This window comes from Halopolyspora algeriensis, from assembly GCF_003337235.1.
Lineage (GTDB): Bacteria > Actinomycetota > Actinomycetes > Mycobacteriales > Pseudonocardiaceae > Haloactinomyces > Haloactinomyces algeriensis.
On sequence record NZ_QPJC01000007.1, the window covers coordinates 61,906 to 79,633 of the forward strand.

17 protein-coding genes and 2 riboswitches are annotated in these 17,728 nt (G+C 67.2%); of the genes, 6 read left to right on the forward strand and 11 right to left on the reverse strand.

Annotated features, from left to right (window positions below):
- Positions 1-279 precede the first annotated feature (279 nt).
- Positions 280-678 carry an ATP-binding protein gene (locus tag DFQ14_RS12270; RefSeq protein WP_179951564.1) on the forward strand — a complete coding sequence of 133 codons (399 nt, stop codon included), beginning with the start codon at positions 280-282 and terminating at the stop codon, positions 676-678.
- Positions 659-1,477, forward strand: a complete 819-nt coding sequence (locus DFQ14_RS12275) for an RNA polymerase sigma factor SigF (protein ID WP_179951565.1) — start codon at positions 659-661, stop codon at positions 1,475-1,477. Before DFQ14_RS12270 ends, DFQ14_RS12275 begins: the two co-directional genes overlap by 20 nt.
- 154 nt (positions 1,478-1,631) lie before the next feature.
- Here the strand turns inward: DFQ14_RS12275 and DFQ14_RS12280 are convergent, their stop codons facing one another.
- Complete coding sequence (locus DFQ14_RS12280; RefSeq protein ID WP_114453393.1) at positions 1,632-2,624, reverse strand: M23 family metallopeptidase; 993 nt, start codon at positions 2,622-2,624, stop codon at positions 1,632-1,634.
- 704 nt (positions 2,625-3,328) lie between these two features.
- Positions 3,329-4,498 carry an NAD-dependent epimerase/dehydratase family protein gene (locus DFQ14_RS12285; RefSeq protein ID WP_114453394.1) on the reverse strand — a complete coding sequence of 390 codons (1,170 nt, stop codon included), beginning with the start codon at positions 4,496-4,498 and terminating at the stop codon, positions 3,329-3,331.
- Positions 4,499-4,840: 342 nt separating this feature from the next.
- Between DFQ14_RS12285 and DFQ14_RS12290 the strand changes: the two genes are divergently transcribed.
- Positions 4,841-5,320, forward strand: coding sequence for a GtrA family protein (locus DFQ14_RS12290; protein ID WP_114453395.1), 480 nt, complete (start codon positions 4,841-4,843; stop codon positions 5,318-5,320).
- Here DFQ14_RS12290 and DFQ14_RS12295 read toward each other — a convergent pair.
- The 5 genes from DFQ14_RS12295 to DFQ14_RS12315 all read right to left on the reverse strand — a co-directional run bounded on the left by DFQ14_RS12295 (position 5,286) and on the right by DFQ14_RS12315 (position 11,262).
- Positions 5,286-7,625 (reverse strand): glycosyltransferase family 2 protein, encoded by a 2,340-nt coding sequence (locus tag DFQ14_RS12295; protein WP_246195471.1) that lies wholly within the window; start codon positions 7,623-7,625, stop codon positions 5,286-5,288. The two genes, DFQ14_RS12290 and DFQ14_RS12295, sit on opposite strands and share 35 nt — an antisense overlap.
- The gene (locus DFQ14_RS12300) at positions 7,622-8,599 is read right to left on the reverse strand and encodes an NAD-dependent epimerase/dehydratase family protein (RefSeq protein ID WP_246195472.1); all 978 of its coding nucleotides are present in this window, start codon (positions 8,597-8,599) and stop codon (positions 7,622-7,624) included. The genes DFQ14_RS12295 and DFQ14_RS12300 overlap by 4 nt, the downstream gene beginning before the upstream one ends.
- Before the next feature lie 92 nt (positions 8,600-8,691).
- Positions 8,692-9,129 (reverse strand): SRPBCC family protein, encoded by a 438-nt coding sequence (locus DFQ14_RS12305; RefSeq protein WP_114453396.1) that lies wholly within the window; start codon positions 9,127-9,129, stop codon positions 8,692-8,694.
- Positions 9,130-9,199: 70 nt separating this feature from the next.
- Positions 9,200-10,072, reverse strand: coding sequence for a phosphoenolpyruvate hydrolase family protein (locus DFQ14_RS12310; RefSeq protein WP_420810159.1), 873 nt, complete (start codon positions 10,070-10,072; stop codon positions 9,200-9,202).
- Entirely contained in the window at positions 10,069-11,262 is a 1,194-nt protein-coding gene (locus tag DFQ14_RS12315; RefSeq protein ID WP_114453397.1) for a Tm-1-like ATP-binding domain-containing protein, read from the reverse strand. The genes DFQ14_RS12310 and DFQ14_RS12315 overlap by 4 nt, the downstream gene beginning before the upstream one ends.
- 246 nt (positions 11,263-11,508) lie before the next feature.
- On the opposite strand from DFQ14_RS12315, the gene DFQ14_RS12320 reads away from it, so the two are divergent.
- Complete coding sequence (locus tag DFQ14_RS12320) at positions 11,509-12,225, forward strand: class I SAM-dependent methyltransferase (RefSeq protein WP_246195473.1); 717 nt, start codon at positions 11,509-11,511, stop codon at positions 12,223-12,225.
- 158 nt (positions 12,226-12,383) lie between these two features.
- Here the strand turns inward: DFQ14_RS12320 and DFQ14_RS22030 are convergent, their stop codons facing one another.
- From DFQ14_RS22030 to DFQ14_RS12335, 4 genes are all read right to left on the reverse strand, one after another.
- Positions 12,384-12,536, reverse strand: coding sequence for a hypothetical protein (locus DFQ14_RS22030; RefSeq protein ID WP_170206314.1), 153 nt, complete (start codon positions 12,534-12,536; stop codon positions 12,384-12,386).
- 128 nt (positions 12,537-12,664) lie between these two features.
- Positions 12,665-13,840, reverse strand: a complete 1,176-nt coding sequence (locus DFQ14_RS12325; RefSeq protein ID WP_114453535.1) for an acyl-CoA dehydrogenase family protein — start codon at positions 13,838-13,840, stop codon at positions 12,665-12,667.
- A 146-nt stretch (positions 13,841-13,986) separates the two neighbouring features.
- Positions 13,987-14,754 (reverse strand): 3-oxoacyl-ACP reductase FabG, encoded by a 768-nt coding sequence (fabG, locus tag DFQ14_RS12330; protein ID WP_114453399.1) that lies wholly within the window; start codon positions 14,752-14,754, stop codon positions 13,987-13,989.
- A gap of 23 nt (positions 14,755-14,777) precedes the next feature.
- Positions 14,778-16,382 (reverse strand): long-chain-fatty-acid--CoA ligase, encoded by a 1,605-nt coding sequence (locus DFQ14_RS12335; RefSeq protein ID WP_114453536.1) that lies wholly within the window; start codon positions 16,380-16,382, stop codon positions 14,778-14,780.
- Between the two features lie 161 nt (positions 16,383-16,543).
- On the opposite strand from DFQ14_RS12335, the gene DFQ14_RS12340 reads away from it, so the two are divergent.
- Together DFQ14_RS12340 and DFQ14_RS22650 are read left to right on the forward strand one after the other, a co-directional pair.
- Positions 16,544-17,197 (forward strand): TetR/AcrR family transcriptional regulator, encoded by a 654-nt coding sequence (locus tag DFQ14_RS12340; RefSeq protein ID WP_114453400.1) that lies wholly within the window; start codon positions 16,544-16,546, stop codon positions 17,195-17,197.
- A gap of 25 nt (positions 17,198-17,222) precedes the next feature.
- A complete protein-coding gene (locus DFQ14_RS22650; RefSeq protein ID WP_158546696.1) occupies positions 17,223-17,342 on the forward strand; it encodes a hypothetical protein in 120 nt (39 codons plus the stop codon).
- Positions 17,343-17,460: 118 nt separating this feature from the next.
- A riboswitch (glycine riboswitch) is annotated at positions 17,461-17,599 on the forward strand.
- Positions 17,600-17,699, forward strand: a riboswitch (glycine riboswitch). It abuts the riboswitch before it with no gap.
- Positions 17,700-17,728: the final 29 nt, after the last annotated feature.

Here is a 17,728-nt window from a genome sequence, read left to right on the forward strand (position 1 = left end):
CACTCGTTTGCCTGCTGCTCGGCCCGGGTACCAGACGGTCATGAATGGTGTCACTTCGACATCCGACCAGCCGTTGAGCGCCCTCCCCGCCGGGCGGCACACCCGCCCGGGCACCCGTTGTGGGAAACGGCAGTATTCCTCTGATTCGATATGCGGTGGTCCCGAATGAGGTTGGAGCGAGGTGTCCGCGTGTCAGCGTCCGATCCCGATTGGCTCCGGTCCCCCGCCGGGGAGTCCGAGCCGTCCGTGGCAAACCCGGATCCCGGCGAGGATCCGCCCGTGGAAGTCCGCGTCTCAGCAGAAGCCACACAACTGTCGGTGATGCGCGCTGTCGTCGGTGATCTGGCGATGCGCGCCGACTTCGATGTCGACTCGATCGCAGACCTGCGGCTGGCCGTCGACGAAGCGTGCTCTTCCCTGGTTCGCCGGGCGGCTGCCGATGCCTGGCTGCTGTGCCGGTTCCGCTGTGGAACCGAAGGGCTGACTCTCACTGCAGAAGTGACCAGCAACGATTCCTCCGCCCCCCGCACGGACACGTTCAGCTGGCGTGTGCTCAGCGCGCTCACCGATACCGTGGCATCCTCGGTTGAGGCGGCCGAAGACGGCACCGGAAAGCATGTGGTGCGCATCGAGCTACGCAAGGGACGGATGGGCACGAGTGACGTCAGGGGACTCTGAATCCACTGCTCACTCCCGAAGCCAGCGCTACGACGAGCTCGCTCCGCTGTTCGTCGAACTCTCGGGTGTGAGCAAACAGGATCCGCGCTACGAGGAACTGCGCGACAAGCTGGTCACCGAGCATCTGCCGGTGGCGCAGCACATTGCGCGCCGTTTCAGTCACCGCGGTGAGTCACAGGAGGATCTCACCCAAGTTGCGACCCTGGGGCTCATCAATGCGGTGGACCGATTCGATCCGCACCGCGGGGTGGACTTCCTCTCCTATGCAGTACCCACGATCATGGGGGAGGTACGCAGGCACTTCCGCGATACCGGCTGGGCAGTGCGGGTGCCACGACGGCTGCAGGAGCGACACCTGTCGGTCTCCTCCGCCATCGCCACCCTCTCCCAGGAACTGGGCAGAGCACCGACGCCGAGTGAGCTGGCCACACACATCGGAATCAGCAAGGACGAAGTGTACCAGGGACTGGAAGCCGGTAACGCTTACCGGAGCAGTTCCCTGGACGAGCTGTTGACCAACACCGACGAGATCCCTCTCGGGGACGCCATCGGTACGGAGGACTCCGAGCTCGGCGAGGTGGAAAACCGTGAGGCGATCCGACCGCTGCTGGACGAGCTCGGCGAGCGGGAGCGACGCATCCTCATTCTGCGGTTCTTTCGGTCGATGACCCAGACGCAGATCGCCGAGCAGGTCGGCATCTCCCAGATGCACGTCTCGCGTCTGCTCTCACGCACGCTGGCCTGGTTGCGTGAGCGCCTCGAAACCGAGGTGCCCACCAATTCCACCGCCAACGAATAAGTGATCGCGCGGAACGGGGGCAGCCGGAGGTTCCGCCACCCACACCGCTACCCAAACCAATCCGCGCAACCCATGAAGTCCCGAAATGGAAGTTGCCCGGGACCCGGTCGGGGGGGAGTCGGGTCCCGGGCAACGGTCTTGACGGGCTCGGCACTCAGCCGATGGAGAAGTTCAGCCCCTTCAACCACGGAAGCGGGTTGGTCTCCTGGCCGCCTGCACCGTGGCGCACCTCGAAGTGCAGGTGCGGGCCGGTGGACTGGCCGCGGCTTCCCACGGTGGCGATCTGCTGACCGGCCTTCACGTGGTCACCGACCTCGACCTGCGAGCTCTGGATGTGGCCGTAGACGGTCACCTTGCCGTCATCGTGCTTGACCCGGACCCACTGGCCGAAGCCACTGGCCGGACCGGAGCTGATGACCTCCCCTGCGGAAGGCGCATAGATGGGGGTCCCCATGTCGGCACCGATGTCGATACCGGCGTGCGAACCACCGCGCGTGTGGTAGCCGGAGGTAAGCCTGCCGGTCTCGACCAGCTTGCCACCGGGGGCAGGTGCTTTCTCCGCGGCCTTCTTGGCCTTCTTGGCGGCCTCCTCGGCCACCTGCTGGGCCGCGTTCTTCTTTTCGGCGGCCTGCTCGGCCGCCTTCTCGGCGAAGGCCTTCTTCAAGCGGATCTGTTCCTCGACGGCCTTGCGCTGAGCTTCCTGTCGGGCGCGTTCCTCCGCAGCCCGGGCCTTGTCGGCCGTTTGCTTCTTGTCAGCCGTTTGCTTCTTGTCGGCCGCCTGGTTCTTGTCAGCCGTCTGCTTCTTGTCGGTCTTGCCTTGCTGGGTTCCTTGTTCCTGTGCGGGCTTGGCCTGGCGCAGCTCAGCCGGAGCCGGCGCTTCCGGGGACCCGTTCATCGCGGCCCGCAGCGTTTGCTGCTCGGCCACCGACTGCACATCGCGCTCGGGGGCGTTCGACCCGCCGTCGTCGGTAAGGAGCGGCTGCCCCACCGCGGCGAATGCGCCAGTGGCGACAACGGCGGCGAGGACCTTGTTGCGGGCGGGGATGCGGGAGTCGCTGTCCGACGTACCGGGTTGAAGAGAGTTCGGCAGGTGGTTCTTGAGGGCGGAGAGCTTGCTACGGCCGCCCTCATCGTGGTTCTTGCCCATGTCGGCCTTTCCGTCTCGGGGACGGTCCGGTCACTTCCCGTCGGGGCGCGGGCCACCTCTCGGGGGCGAGGTGCGTCGTAACCGAACCGTGACGTACATCCGAGAAGGTAGCGGAGAGTTACAACGGCTTTCAAGCATTCACCCATTCGGTGCTGGTTTGACGCACCCTTGCCGCCCAACCAATCACAGTATGTATCGACCAAAGATGACCTTTCGGTTACGGCACGTACCAAACGTCCACTTGGCTCGGCCCGGCTTCGCAGCCCTCTTCGAGCGGATCTCGAATCCGGGGGACGAAGATCGGAACGCGAAGATCGATTTTTCCGTTTTCGCTGGTATGCCGTCCCAGAAGGCACTGACCCGAAGGGGCGCCCGCGATCACGTGAGCCCGGAGCTCGTACGCCACCCGGTCGTCACCGACTCATCGGTATTCGCCTCCGCAGACCACCAACGATCTTGCTGCACAACGCCGCACACGGTCGGACACGACCCCGAAGTGACCTTGCGCACAACATCACGAGAAACTCTCGCGTCGCCCCCGCGGTGAGGAGCTCGCCCGGGCGATGCGTTCGAGGCGCCGAGAGCCCGAACCGGCACACGGGAGTCCGCACAAAAACGCTCCGGGCGCGGACGAACCGTGTCGTCCGCGCCCGGAGCGCTGCTTTCCGTATCGCGGTCTTTCGCGCGTGACCGCAGACGTGTGCTCAGCCCTGGTCGCGCATGGGGCTGGCGGGTTTGCGCCATTGCACGGTGGGGCGCATGGCGGCCGAGTCCACGCGGTGCTTGTGGGCCTCGGCCACGCCGAACAGAGAGGTGATCAAGGTGTTGGACAGCAGGTGCGGGTCCAGTCCCAGCTCCACCAGCCCGGTGTGGACCACGTTGTAGTAGTGCTCGGCCTGCTCCACCCGCGGGTTGTCCAGATGCTCCACATCCACCGCGCCGTCGTAGCTGTTGGCCACCACCTTGGCGATCTCACCGACCGAGAAACTCTCGGTCATCTGGTTGAACACCCGGAACTCGCCGCGCTCGGCCGGGTTCTCGGCGGCCAGCCGGATGCACTCGACGGTGTCGCGGATGTCGATGAGCCCACGGGTCTGGCCCCCGGTGCCGTACACGGTCAGCGGATGGCCCAGCACCGCCTGAATGACGAACCGGTTGAGCACCGTGCCGAAAATCGCGTCGTAGTCGAACCGGGTGGCCAACCGCGGGTCCCGCGCCGTCTGCGGCGTCTCCTGCCCGTACACCACGCCCTGGTTCAAATCGGTGGCCCGCAACCCCCAGATCCGGCAGGCGAACTCGATGTTGTGACTGTCGTGGACCTTGGACAGGTGGTAGAACGAGCCCGGCTTCTTCGGATACAGCATCCGATCGGTGCGACCCTTGTGGGTGACCTCCAGCCAGCCCTCCTCGATATCGATGTTGGGCGTGCCGTACTCGCCCATCGTGCCGAGCTTGACCAGATGAATCTCCGGGTCGACCTCCTCGATGGCGAACAACACATTGAGGTTGCCGACCACGTTGTTGTGCTGGGTGTACACCGCGTGCTTGCGGTCGATCATCGAATACGGCGCCGCCCGCTGCTCGGCGAAATGCACGATCGCATCCGGGCGGAAATCCCGCACCATGCCCACGGTGAACTCACCATCGACCAGATCACCGCCGTACAGCGCGATCTCCTTGCCGGAGACCTCACGCCAGGCATCGACCCGCTGCTGCAGCGGCTCGATCGGCACCAGGCTCTGCACCCCCATCTCGTGGTCATAGGAGCGCCGAGCGAAGTTGTCGGCCACCGCAACCTCGTGGCCGCAGTCGGACAGATGCAGAGCGGTCGGCCAACCGAGGTAGCCATCCCCCCCGAGGACGAGAATACGCACGCCTACTTCTCCCCTTCACTATGTTGACGCTGCCGGCTTGTCCGGCACCGCGGCCACCTGCCATCGGCACTCCCCGGCACGCCGGTCCAACCCGATCCGCCGGGAAACGTACTGCTTGATCGTAGCGGTGTACCCTACCGGTAGCGTCCTGCCCCGACACCCTCCCAGTTCGATAGTCTCACCTCCGGTTTTCCGGCGACAGTGCTCACCGCCCGCGAAGTCGCCGCACTCGCCGGATGCTCTCTTCCGGCATCCGGTGCCGTCCGAGCACCCGGAGTATCGTTCCACCGACATGGCCCATACCGCCCGGGGCGGGCGGCCACCACCGGCCGAGGAGGGATCGTGCAGCACGCCACCACCGACGCCGAGCGGCACATCACGCGCCGCGGCCGTTACGGGTGGTTGCTCAGGCGTTTCGCCGCCGCCTCGGCGGTGGCGACCGTGTCGAACCAGCTCGTGTTCGTGACCGCCTATGCTGCCGGAGCCTCTCCTGTGGTGGCCACCGTGCTCGCCTGGCTGGCAGGGGCCGTACCGAACTTCCTGCTGAATCGGCGTGCCTGGGGCGGTGGCGGGCGCAGAGCACTGCGGGGCGAAATCCTGCGTTTCGTTCTCATCTCGGTGAGTACCGCACTGCTCGCCGCCGTCGCGACAAGCAGTGTGGAGCCACTGGCGCTGCGGTGGTTCAGCGAATCCCCGAGCGCCCGCATCGCCCTGGTATCAGCGGTCTTCCTCGGTACCTACGCGGTGATGTTCGTGCTGAAGTTCGTCCTCATGGACCGGATCGTGTTCACCGCTCGCCGGCGGCGGGAGCCGGTTCGGTGACCGTGCCGACCGGGGTGGAGCTCGAGGTGCTCCGGCGGGGGCGGCGTTCGCGCAGCCAGGTGCCGAGCACGACCTTGGCGTAGCGGTAGCCGTAGAAGAGATTGTTGCCCTTCTTGCTGTGCCCGGCGATGCGCTCGTGCATCGTCATGGGCGTCTCCCGCACCCGGTAGCCGCGGGCCAGCACGCCCACGAGCAGTTCGGAGGACTGGTACTGCGGCTGCTCCAGCCGCACCGCGGTGGCGACCTCGGCCGTCATCGCCCGAAATCCGAACGAGGTGTCGGTGATGTGTTGGCCCGTCAGCACGCTGACCAGCCAGGCGAACACGTAGGTGCCCATCCGGCGCAGCCAGTGCGGGTTCTCGTTGCTGCCCAGCCGGCGCGAGCCGGTCACGAAGTCGGCCTCGTCGTCGAGCAGCGGCTGCAGCAGCGCGGGCAGTTCGGCGATGTCGTACTGGCCGTCGGCGTCGGTGGTGACCACGTACTGCGCGCCGCGCTCGGCGGCCAGCCGGTAGCCCAGCCGCAACGCCGCCCCCTGGCCGCGATTCGTGGGGGCCACACAGGTCTGCGCCCCGTGGGCCAGCGCCACCGCGGCGGTGTCGTCGGTGGCCCCGTCGACCATCACCAGCGTGTCGACGTCGAGACCACAACTCGTGGCCGGCATGCCGTCGAGCACCCCGCCGAGGGCCTCCTGCTCGTTGTAGGCGGCGATGAGTACCACCACCGGCGCGAACCGGCGATCGCCGTAGCGCTCGGCGTAGCCGTCCAGCGCCGCCCGGTCGACCTCATCGGACCGGTCGACCTCATCGGACCGATCGGCCTCATCGGGCACGGTCGACGACATCGTGTTCTCCTCCTGGGTTGCTGTGCTCGCAGCCGTGTCTCTCGTGGTTTCCCGGTCCGGTGATCTGCGTCCGGTCATGGCGGTGATACCCAGCGCCCCGGCGATCGGAATCAACACCAGCCCGGGCAACTGGTAGCGCCAGGAGAATTCCAGTGCCGCCGCCGTGGCCAGCACGGTGACGGCCATGCCCGCGGGCAGCAGGCACACCGCGCGCAGCCCGGACCGCCGCGCCCGGCCCAGGCCCAGCACGGCGGCACCGGCAACCAGCAACGCCGCCCCCAGCAGCGTGCCCGAGGTGTAGCCGCCGTGGAGCTGATACGCGCGCAGGAACCCGGCCAGGTCCTCGTTGACCTCGTAGGTGCCGTCGTCGTACAGCTCCAGCCACTCGACGACGTACCACGGATCGTCGTACATCGGATATTCGGTCTGGAACTGCCAGCGCGACAGCGGGACATCACCCGGCGACTGGGTCCGCGTCGGCGCGAAGCCCTTGGCGAAGTCCCGCAGCACCCCGCCGATGACGTCCAACGGCTGGTTGAGGATCACCTTCATCGCGAACGAGTGCTGCACGGCCGAGTAGTTGAAGTCCTCCGGCAGTGCCTCGACGTTGTCCTCGTTGTGGAAGTAGTGGACGTAGTAGTCGATGCCGTTGAGTTTGCGCTGCGGGATGGGCTCGTCGGGGCACACTCGCTGCTGCTCGGGTGTGAGGTCGAGCTCGGCGCACTCGGCCACCACCGCCGTGCGGCCGTAGAGAATGCTGCCGGTCGACGTGCTCAACGCGGGCACTCCGGTCCAGGCCATGTGATACATCGCGTAGCCGAACAGGATGGCGACGAACCCGCCGGCCAGGGCCCCGGCCGACAGCCACCGCCGCTTCCACCCGTCCCGCGGGCGCAGCCCGGCGGCCAGCAGCACGAACACCGCCGCAGGCACCACCAGCGCCACTCCCACCAGCCGCACGATCACCGAGACCGCCAGCACCACCCCGGCCACCACCGCCAGCCGCGGCCCGGGCGTACCGCGCCAGACCAGCAGCAGCACCGCGGCCAGCAGCAGCACCTGAAACAGCAGATCCGACATGATCAGGTGCTCGATCTGCAGCTGGTAGGCATCCAGCAGCACCGGCGCGGCAGCCAAAGCCGCGATCCAGCGCCGAGCCCCCAACCGCAACAGCAGCGCATAGATCGCGATGGCCATCGCCAGCCCCAGCAGATGCTGGACCAGCACCACCAGCCCCAGATCCCCGAGCAGCAACACCGGCCCCAGCAACAACAGCTCGTAGCCGATCGGGTTGATCCCGCCGGGGAAGAAGACCCCCAGGTTCTGCAGATACCGGAAGGAGTCGATGTAGAGCAGAGCCGGCCGGTAGGCCAGCTCGACGACCACGCGCAACCCGATCCCGCCGAGCACCAGCAGCGCCATCAGCCAGTGCCGGCCCAGCAGACGCAGCAGCGTACGAATCATGTCGTCCCTGAGAGTGCGAAATCCTCGACGCCACGGAAGTCCTGCCACACCGTGCCCAACCCCGCGGTGAGCTCGACCGCCGGGACATAGCCCAGCTCGCGGCGCGCCCGCTCGATCTCGACGATCACCGCAGGCATCTCCCCGTTCTTGGCAGGCACATGCGTCACCGGCACCGGCTCACCGGTCGCGGCCCGCACCGCCTCGATGAGCTCCAGCACCGAAAACGACCGCCCCGACCCGACGATCACATTGCCCGTGTAGCCCCGATCGAACGCGCTCAGCACCGCCTGCACCACATCGGCCACATGCACGAAGTCCCGACTCTGCGCCCCATCGCCGTAGACCTCGACCCCGTCACCGGCCAGCGCCGCGCGCATCAACCGCGGAATGAAGCTGTCCTTGTGCCCCATCCCGGGCCCGTAGATATTGGTGAACCGCAACGCACTGGTGGCCATCCCGTAGGCACCGGCATACCCCGACAGCAGCATCTCGCAGGCCGCCTTGGTCGCCCCGTACGGCGTCAACGGCCGCAACGGCAACTCCTCGGTGATCGTGCCGAGGCCGACATCGCCGACCACCGCATTCGTCGAGGCCAGCACGAACCGGCCCACACCGCGCCGCCGCGCCGCCTCCAACAATCCCTGCGTGACCTCGACATTGGCGGTGTAGGTCTCGCCCGGATGATCCACCGACCGCAACACCGAGGTGATCGCCGCCAGGTGCACGACCCCGACGGCATCCTCCGGCACCGCCGCCTCCCGCACACCGGGATCGGTGAGATCCCCGGCCACATGGGTCACCAACCCCTCGTGGCCGGGCGCCACCCGCGGCGGATGCTGATCGGCCACCAGCACCGGCACCCCACGCTCGGCGAACGCACTCACCACGGCACGACCCACAAAACCCGAACCACCGGTCACCACAACACGACCGGGAGCCGACCGGGTGGTGGCATACTGAACCGCGTCTGTCACAGACGGTGTATCACTGCTTGGCACGCGACTGACTCTATCGGCTCTGATGTACAGCCGGTGTCAGACCACCTCGACCGGGCCGCAGCCCCGCATCATCCACCCGTCGAGCGGCTCAAACCCTGCAAACCGGCGGCGAACACGCCGACGGAGAAGGTTCGGTCCAGCTCGGGCTCGTCGGCGGCATCGGCATCATAGTGTGCGTACCACTCCGCGAAGGCACTTCCGGTGGCCGTGATCTCGGCAACGCGGATCGTGGCCAGGTAGCGGCGTATCGGGAAGGGCCCTTCGACGATCTCATAGGTGTAGCTCCTGTCGAGATCGTCGAGCGCGGTCAGCCGCTCACGCACCGTCCCGCCGTCGCGCATCGTCAGGCGGCGCACGCAGCCGACCTCGGCACTCGGTCTGCTGCCCTCGATCTCGCTCGAAGCGATGGCGGGATGCCATTCCGGCAGCCCGTTGAAGTCCCGCACGATCTGCCACACCCGGTCGGCGGTAGCCGCGATCACCGCACTCGCGTACGCCTTCGCCATGGCTTTCTCCTCCCTCGGCAGTCCTGCCTTCCGCTCCCGTGCCCACAGGGCGAGCCCCTGGGCAAGCACCTCAACCGCTGCCGCGCCGCAGGCTCGTGAAGGCTCTGGTCCGCTCGGTCATGGCTTGTTCCGTGGGCAGGCGTTCCATGCTGCTCGCACCGTAGAAGCCGTGACAGCGCCGGGTTCGGGACAGCACGTAGGCGGCGTCCTCGGGAGTCGAGATCGGACCACCGTGGCAGAGCACGATGATGTCGTCGCGGACGTGCGCCGCCGCCTGTGCCCACTCGTCGATCAGAGCAACACAGTCGTCCAGGCTCTTGGCGGTGTCCGCACCGATCGTGCCCCCCGTGGTCAGCCCCATGTGACAGACGATGACGTCGGCGCCGGCCTCGGTCATCGCGCGCGCGTTCGCGCTGGAGAACACGTACGGCGTGGTGAACAGGTCCGCCCGCCGGGCAGCGGCGATCGTGTCCACCTCGAGGTCGTAGCTCATGCCCGTCTCCTCCAGGTTGGCCCGGAAGGTGCCGTCGATGAGCCCGACGGTCGGGAAGTTCTGCACACCGGCGAAACCGAGGTCGCGGAGTTCGGCGAGGAACCGCCGGCGCATCATGAACGGATCGGTGCCGTTGACTCCCGCCAGAACCGGGGTGTGGTCGACCACGGGCAGGACTTCCTTGGCCATGTCCACGACGATGTCGTTGGCATTGCCGTAAGCGAGCAGTCCCGCCAGCGAGCCGCGTCCGGCCATCCGGTAGCGGCCCGAGTTGTACAGGACGATCAGGTCGATACCGCCGGCTTCCTCGCACTTGGCCGACAGCCCGGTGCCCGCACCTCCGCCGATGATCGGCTCACCGCGGGCCACCTTGCCCTGAAGACGTTCCACCAGCTCGGCTCGGGAGGGCGGTAACCGGGTCTCGTAGCCGGAACCGTCGTCGGCGTTCACGCTTGCATCACCTCACGGAAGGCCGCCAGCACTTCCGCGGCGAATTCGGGATCGTTGATGTCGTATCGCGAGCGGCTGATCACGCGATGGGCGTTCTGATGCACCTCACGCTCCAATGTCTCGAACAGTGCCGCATCGGCTTCGGGATCGTGGAACGGCTGCCCGGGAACGTCCAGCAGGGACACGCCCCCTTCGGGAAGCAGAAACCGCACCGGACCGCGGCAGGCGTTGAGTTTCGCCGCGAGGAACTCACCGATGCGGCGGCATTCGTCCGGCGTCGTGCGCATCAGCGTGACCTGCGGGTTGTGTACGTACAAGTTCCGCTCGCGGTAGCGCTCCGGTACGGTCTCCCGGCTTCCGAAGTTCACCATGTCCAGGGCACCGCACGAGCCGACATAGGGAATTCCGCTGCGGGCGATCGCGTCGAGCCGCTGCGGGCCCGCACTCATCACACCGCCGGCGACGAGGTCACACACCTCGGTGGTGGTGATGTCCAGGGCCGCGGTGACGAGCCCGTCGTCGACGAGCTTGTCCATCGCCCGGCCACCGGTGCCGGTCGCGTGGAACACCAGGGGATCGTAGTCCGCCGCGAGCTGCTCGGCCACGGATGTCACGCACGGTGTCGTCACACCGAACATGGACAGCGCGACCGCGGGCTTGTCCTCGCCCACCGGGACCGGGTGCGCTACTGCCCCGGCGAGCGCGTGTGCGGCATTGGCGAGTACGCGGCGGGAGATCCGGTTCAGTCCCGCCACGTCGGTGACCGAGGGGAACATCGCGATGTCGCCGGCATCGACGTAGGTCGACACATCGCCGGAGGCCACCGTGGAGACCATGAACTTGGGGATCCCGACGGGCAGTGTCCGCATGGCGGGTGCGATCAGCGCCGTTCCGCCCGAACCACCGAGCCCGAGGATGCCGTCCACGTCGGTACGGCCGGCCAGGAATCGTTCAAAAGCTCTGGCCATCGCGGTGACGGCCGAACCACGCTCACCGGTGAACACAGCCGCCGTACCTTCCGGGTGATGGGCCGCGACCTCGGCGGCCGTCACGGTCGTATCGGCCTGCGTGTCGCCGGTACCGAGGTCCACGGTCACCACGGGGTTCCCGTTCGCGCGGACGAGCTCGGCGACGTAGCGCAGTTCCGTACCCTTGGTGTCGAAAGTTCCGGCGATGTATACACTGCCCATGGCATCCCCAACGGCCGGTCGCACGATGATCGTCTCGTGCCTGTGAACCCTACCGCCGATGCCGCACACGCACACCTGCCGGAGATCATCGCGGTATTCCCGTTTCGACGGTCGGTACCGACCCGGCGGGATGCTTCGGCGAGAACCTCCGGCGGACCCCGAGCACAGCGGTCGCACGCTGCTAGCATGCGAATCGATTTTTTCGAAGAGATCACTCTTCGTTCGACATCTCCGGAGGAGACGCGAGTGGCGGACCAGGGCGCATTCGAACGCGCGACCGGGCGAAACCTGGAGGACGACAGCGGCAAGCCCCGCTACCTGCGCTACCAGCGCAATCTGATGCTTCCGCACTGCGGGCGCAGCGTGCTGGAAGTGGGCGCGGGCACTGGTGAGTTCGCCTCCCACGTGACGGGGCTGGAGAGGTATGTGCTCACCGATGTCGACCCGGATGCCGCCCAGTACATGAAGCAGCGTTTCGCCGGCCGACCCGAGGTCGAGGTTCGCACTCTGGACCTGGACGAGCAGCCGAAACTCGAACAACCGGTCGAAACCGCCATGGCCATCAACGTCCTGGAGCACATCGACGACGACGCCACCGCGCTGCGCTCACTGTCCCGGCTCGTGACCCCGGGAGGAACCATCGTGCTGTGGGTGCCCGGCTACCAGCAGTTGTACGGGGAGTTCGACCGGCTCGTCGGGCACGTCCGCCGCTACACGCCGGAAACCATGCGTTCGGCCATCCAGCGCGCGGGCCTGACGGTGCGACTGGCCAAGCCCGTCAACTTCCTCGGCGCTCTCGCCTGGTGGGCGGCCGTGCGCAAGGGGGGCAGCAACGCTCCGAACAAGCGGCTGGTGCGGATCTACGACCGGTTCGTGGTTCCCGTTACCGAGGCGACCGAGAAGGTCGTTCCCGCACCGTTCGGCCAGTCGATCCTCGGCGTGGCGCAGGTACCCGCCGACTGAGCACACCTTTGAAACAGAGGCACCAAATTCGGTACCGGAGATCGCGACCGGCCTGCGCACCTTCGGTCGATAGCCGCGAGGCCGGCTGACGAGCACGCCCGGGATTCCGGCGGCCCCCGAATGCGTCACCCGGGCGCCGCCGGTGGGCGTTCGGCAGCTCAGTGCGACTTGCCCTTACCCGTGATCCTGTTCTTGACCCGGTCGATCTTTTCCTTGTTCTTGGGGTCCTGGGCGTACTTCTTGGCCTGTTCCATCGCGCGTTTGCCCTGCGGGCTCTTCGCGAAGTCGGTGACCTTCTTGAACAGGGACATGGCAGCTCCTCGGCTCTGCTCGGCGCAGGTCCGCCGGCTGGAATCCGCCGGCCGGACCTCCATGGTCGAGTACCACCAGCCTACCGACAATGTGAGGGCCACGGGCACTGTCAGCACCTACCGATCACTCAACCGAGTACACCACCGATCGAGGCATGCCCCTTGATCAGGTTGCGGGCGATGGTCCGGCGCTGGATCTCGTCGGTGCCCTCGAAGATGCGCAGCAGCCGCAGGTCGCGGTACCAGCGCTCGACGGGCAGCTCCCTGGTGTAGCCCATGCCGCCGTGAATCTGCATCACCCGATCGACGATCTCGTTGGCCCGCACCCCACCGTGGAGCTTGGCCATGGATTGCGCATGCCGCGAGTCCATGCCGGAATCGACCTGCCAGGCGGCCTGCAGGACCAGCCAGCGCAACGCTTCGATCTCCACCGCCGAGTCCGCGATCATCCACTGGATCGCCTGGCGGTCGGCAATGGGCTCGCCGAAGGTCTCCCGACCCTTGGAGTACTGCACCGCCATGTCGAGCAGGCGTTCACAACCACCCAGTGCCCGCGCGGGCAGCAGGTAGCGGCCACGACCGATCCACTGCATCGCCAGGGCGAAGCCCTGGCCCACCTCGCCGAGCACGTTCTCCTCGGGCACCCGGACACCGTCGAACACCAGGGAGGCGGGCATGCGGTCCCACTCGCCCATGATGTCGATCGGTTCCGACTTCCATCCCATGTCCCGGTCGGCCAGGAAACAGGTGACGCCGCCGTCGGCACCCTTGTCCTTGTCGGTCACCGCGAACACCATCGCGAAGTCGGCGTCGATGCCGCCGGTGATGAACGTCTTCTCACCGTCGATGACCCACTCGGAACCCTCCTTGCGGGCCGTGGTCCGGATGTTCTTGGCGTCCGAACCCGCACCGGGCTCGGTGATCGCGAAACACGACTTGCGCTGCCCCTCGATGGTCGGGATCAGGTAGCGCTGCTTCTGCTCCTCATTGGCGTAGTAGAGGATGTTGTCCGCGTAGCCGCCGAAGCTGAACGGGACGAAGGTACGTCCGAGCTCGACTTCGATCAGTGCGGTCAGCACCGCCGAGAGATCCATCCCGCCGTACTCCTCGGGGGTCTGCACCCCCCAGAACCCGGCCTGGCGGGCCTTGTCACGCAGCTCGGCGAGCTCGTCCTTGCTCAGCCCACGCTCGCCCGCGCGTTCCCTGCGCAACACCTCGGGCTCCAGCGGCATCAGTTCGCGCTGGACGAAGTTGCGCACCCAGTCGCGGATGTCGCGCTCGGTATCCGACAGTGAGAAGTCCACCATGATGGTGCTCCTTGGAAGAGTGGTTCCGACGTATTGGAGAGTGTGCGGATGGTGGTCGGCCGACTGTTGACGGCCGTGGAGGCAAGCGGTGTCAGCCGCTTTCCGCCACCCGCACCGCCAAGCAAGCCGAGCCGCGCATCCTGTCAACCGAGCTTGCGCCCGCCGTCGACGTACAGGGTCTGTCCGGTGATGAACGAGGATTTCTCGCTGGTCAGGAATTCCACCGTGTTCGCGATGTCCTCCGGCGTGCCCACGCGCCGCACGGGAGTCACCTCGGCCGTGTTGGCCTGCAGGTCCTCGAAGTTCATCCCGATCCGTTCGGCCGTGGCCGCCGTCATGTCGGAGACGATGAATCCGGGAGCGATGGCATTGACATTCACCCCGAACGGCCCCAGCTCGATGGCCAGCGTCCGGGTGAAGCCCTGGATCCCGGCCTTGGCAGTGGAGTAGTTCGCCTGCCCCTTGTTGCCGAGCGCGGACACGCTGGACAGGTTGACGATCTTGCCCCAACGCTGCTGGACCATCTGCTTCTGCGCCGCCCGGCTGCACAGGAACGCTCCCCGCAGGTGCACGCCCATCACCATGTCCCAGTCCTGGTCGGACATCTTGTGCAGCGTGTTGTCCCGCGTGACCCCGGCGTTGTTGACCAGCACCCCGACCGGCCCGAGTTCGGCGGCCACCCGGGAGAACGCCTGTTCGACCGAGTTGGCATCGGTCACGTCGGCGCCCACCGCGAGCGCGGACCCGCCCTCCGCGGTGATCCGCTCGACCGTCCGGGCACAGGCTTCCTCGTCGAGGTCGACCACGGCGACCGCGGCTCCCTCGGCGGCCAGTTTCTCGGCGATTCCCGCTCCGATACCCCTCGCAGCACCGGTCACCACCGCCACGCGGCCGTTCAGTTCCTCACTCACCTTCGGTCACTTCTCCTTCTCGGTCACGATCTCGGCAGGCCCGCACCGACGCGGACGCGAAGCTCCCGCTTGAGCACCTTGTGGCTCGGCCCCAGCGGCAACTCGTCGACGAACACCACCCGGCGCGGATACTTGTGGTGCGCGGTCCGCTCGGCGGCCCACTCGATGATCGCCTTCTCGGCCAGAGTGTCGTCATCCTCGCCGTCCGTACCGCCGTCCGGAACCACGACGGCGCAGATCTCCTCGCCCCGCTGCTCGTCGGGGAGGCCGATCACGGCGGCCTGGGCCACGCCGGGATGGCGGACCAGCAGTTCCTCCACCTCGCGCGGGTAGACGTTGTATCCGTTGCGGATGATCAGATCCTTCTTGCGGTCCACGATGGACAGGAAGCCCTCGGTGTCCTTGCGTCCGATGTCACCGGTACGGAACCAGCCGTCGACCAGCACGGCCTCGGTCGCCTCCGGGTTGCCGAGGTAGCCGGCGAAGACGTTGTGGCCCCGCACGACCACCTCGCCGTCCTCTCCCGGTCCGAGCAGCTCGATGCGCTCGTCGACGGCGGCGTCGGCGATCTCGACGTCGATGCCCCACAGCGGGTGTCCGACGGTTCCCGGGCGCACCCCGTGCACCGGCTGGTTCACCGTCGCCGTCGGCGAGGTCTCCGACAGCCCGTATCCTTCCAGGATCTGCGTGCCGAACCGCTTGTTGAAGCGTTCCAGGACGGCCACCGGCAGCGCCGCACCCCCGGAGATGCACAGGCGCAGACTGGGCACCTCGAGGTCGTCCGGTGCGGCCTCCAGCATCCGGATGTACATCGTGGGGACGCCGTTGAGCTGCGTGATCTCGTGGTCGCGGATGAGGTTCAACGCTTCGAGGGGATCGAATTGCGGCTGCAGCACCAGGGTCGCCGCGGCCCGGAAAGTCGTGTTCAGCGAGACGGTCTGGCCGAAGACGTGAAACAGCGGCAGGCACCCCAGAACCCGGTCGTCCGAGCGCGTGTCGTTGGCGTCGAACGCGTTGACCGTCGCGTTCATCACCATGTTGAGCTGGGTCAGCACCGCCCCTTTCGGTCGCCCCGTGGTGCCGCTGGTGTAGAAGATCACCGCCGGGTCGTCGGGTCCGCGCGTGGCGAAACTCGGCACAGGCTCGGCCGATGCGGCGAGATCCGTCAGGGACGGCTCGTCGCCGCCCGCTCGCTCGCCGACCGTGATCAGCGGAATTCCGGCGCGCTCGGCGCAACCGCGCCCCAGTTCGAGTTGACCGGTGTGCGCGATCATCAGCTCCGCCGCGGAGTCACCGAGCAGGTATGCCGCTTCATCGGGCACCAGCAGCAGCGGCACGGGCACCACGACCGCGCCCAGGGTGTGCACCGCGTAGTAGGAACGCACGAAGTCGATGACGTTCGGGGCGGCGATCGCCACGCGGTCCCCCGGCTCGACGCCGCGCGCGGCCAGGACCGCCGCGTAGCGGCGCACCTGCTCCCACAGCTCGCGATAGGTCACGTGCTCGTCCCGCTCGATCACCGCGGTGTTGTCGGGATACCGGCGGGCGGGTTCGGCGAGCACCGATGCGAGGGACAGCGTCGACCGCCCCGGGACACTGTGCGCCCGGCCGTGATCTTCTCGGGTCATCATCGACCTCCGTGGCAGTACAACCGGACGTTTCCGCTCCGGGAAGGGAACGCCGGTAACTAACGTTGTTAGTTTTATGGGACCCTAAGACCACCGACGGCACGTTGGCAAGCCCCACGGCAGCGACCATGGAGGCACCCGTACACGGGAGGAGGCCCGCAGTGCCCAGACCGAGCAGCCCCTTGCTGTCGTCCGAGCGGATCCGCCAGGGGGCACTGGAGATCATCGACACCCTGGGACTCGAGGCACTGTCCATGCGCCGTCTCGCCGAACATCTCGGGGTGCGCGCCGCATCGCTGTACAATCACGTGCCCACCAAGGAAGACCTGCTGCACGACCTCGCCAACACCGTGATGGACCAGATCGACGTCTCCGACTTCGAGCGGGACTGGGCCACCGGGCTGGCGACATGGGCACGCTCCTACCGCGCCGCGCTCGCCGCGCACCCGAACCTCGTGCCGTTCATCGCCTCCGGCCCGGCCCGCCGCGAGGCGGCGCTGCGGCGCGCCGATGCCGTCCACGGCGGCCTCACCCGCGCGGGCTGGCCGCAGCGCTACGCCACCATGATCGGTGCCTCCACCAAGTATCTCGTGGTCGGCGGCGCGATGGGATCCTTCTCACACGGCTTCGTCGACGATGCCGACCTCTACGGTGACCACTTTCCCAACCTCGCGCAGGCCCACCTGCTGCGCAAGCACGCCGTCGAGATCGACAACGACAGTTTCGAACTGGCTCTGGCCGCTCTGATCGAGGGCTTGCGCCAGCTCTACAGCGAGCTCCCCACAAGCGGTGCTTCGACCACACCGGAAAAGTAACCGAATTCGGCCCGCCCGTGTACTCGTGGAGCAGGTTCGGGCCGTCGACCCGGAAAGACGATTCGGCCCACGGGTGGGGCGCCTGTCACCCCAGGAGGAAGACGAACTCGCGGAAGCGCTGCGACTCGTTCTCGGCCTCGTCTGAAGCCGGGCACGGACGGCCGCACCGTGGCACGGCCCGGGTCATGGATCACGTCCGCGTGCGGTTGACTCCGCCACCGGCGCTACGTAGCGTCCAGCACAACAACCGAATACCGCGCCGATGACGCCGCGCGGGAGAGACTCCATGCCCGTCGGCAAGAGCCGAGTACAGCGGGCCCTCCCGGCCGGCAGGCCTGCATGGAGCGCCGAAGGAGCAATACTCCCCGTCAAACTCTCAGGCTCAGTCACCGCACGGCACCAGGCGACCACGGAGAAAAGCAGGAACCTCCACGTTCCTCGCCCACGGTGCAAGCCGCCTCACACGCGGTGAAACTCTCAGGCCAATGACTCCGGGGAGACGCTTGGACCAGCGCTCGCACCCGATCACGA

What these genes read in the sequence shown, in the direction of transcription:
- DFQ14_RS12295 (WP_246195471.1), bottom strand. Translation starts at nt 7,625, where the DNA reads ATGATTCGTACGCTGCTGCGTCTGCTGGGCCGGCACTGGCTGATGGCG.
- DFQ14_RS12305 (WP_114453396.1), bottom strand. Translation starts at nt 9,129, where the DNA reads ATGGCGAAGGCGTACGCGAGTGCGGTGATCGCGGCTACCGCCGACCGG.
- DFQ14_RS12335 (WP_114453536.1), bottom strand. Translation starts at nt 16,382, where the DNA reads ATGACCCGAGAAGATCACGGCCGGGCGCACAGTGTCCCGGGGCGGTCG.
- DFQ14_RS22030 (WP_170206314.1), bottom strand. Translation starts at nt 12,536, where the DNA reads ATGTCCCTGTTCAAGAAGGTCACCGACTTCGCGAAGAGCCCGCAGGGC.
- DFQ14_RS12280 (WP_114453393.1), bottom strand. Translation starts at nt 2,624, where the DNA reads ATGGGCAAGAACCACGATGAGGGCGGCCGTAGCAAGCTCTCCGCCCTC.
- DFQ14_RS12315 (WP_114453397.1), bottom strand. Translation starts at nt 11,262, where the DNA reads ATGGGCAGTGTATACATCGCCGGAACTTTCGACACCAAGGGTACGGAA.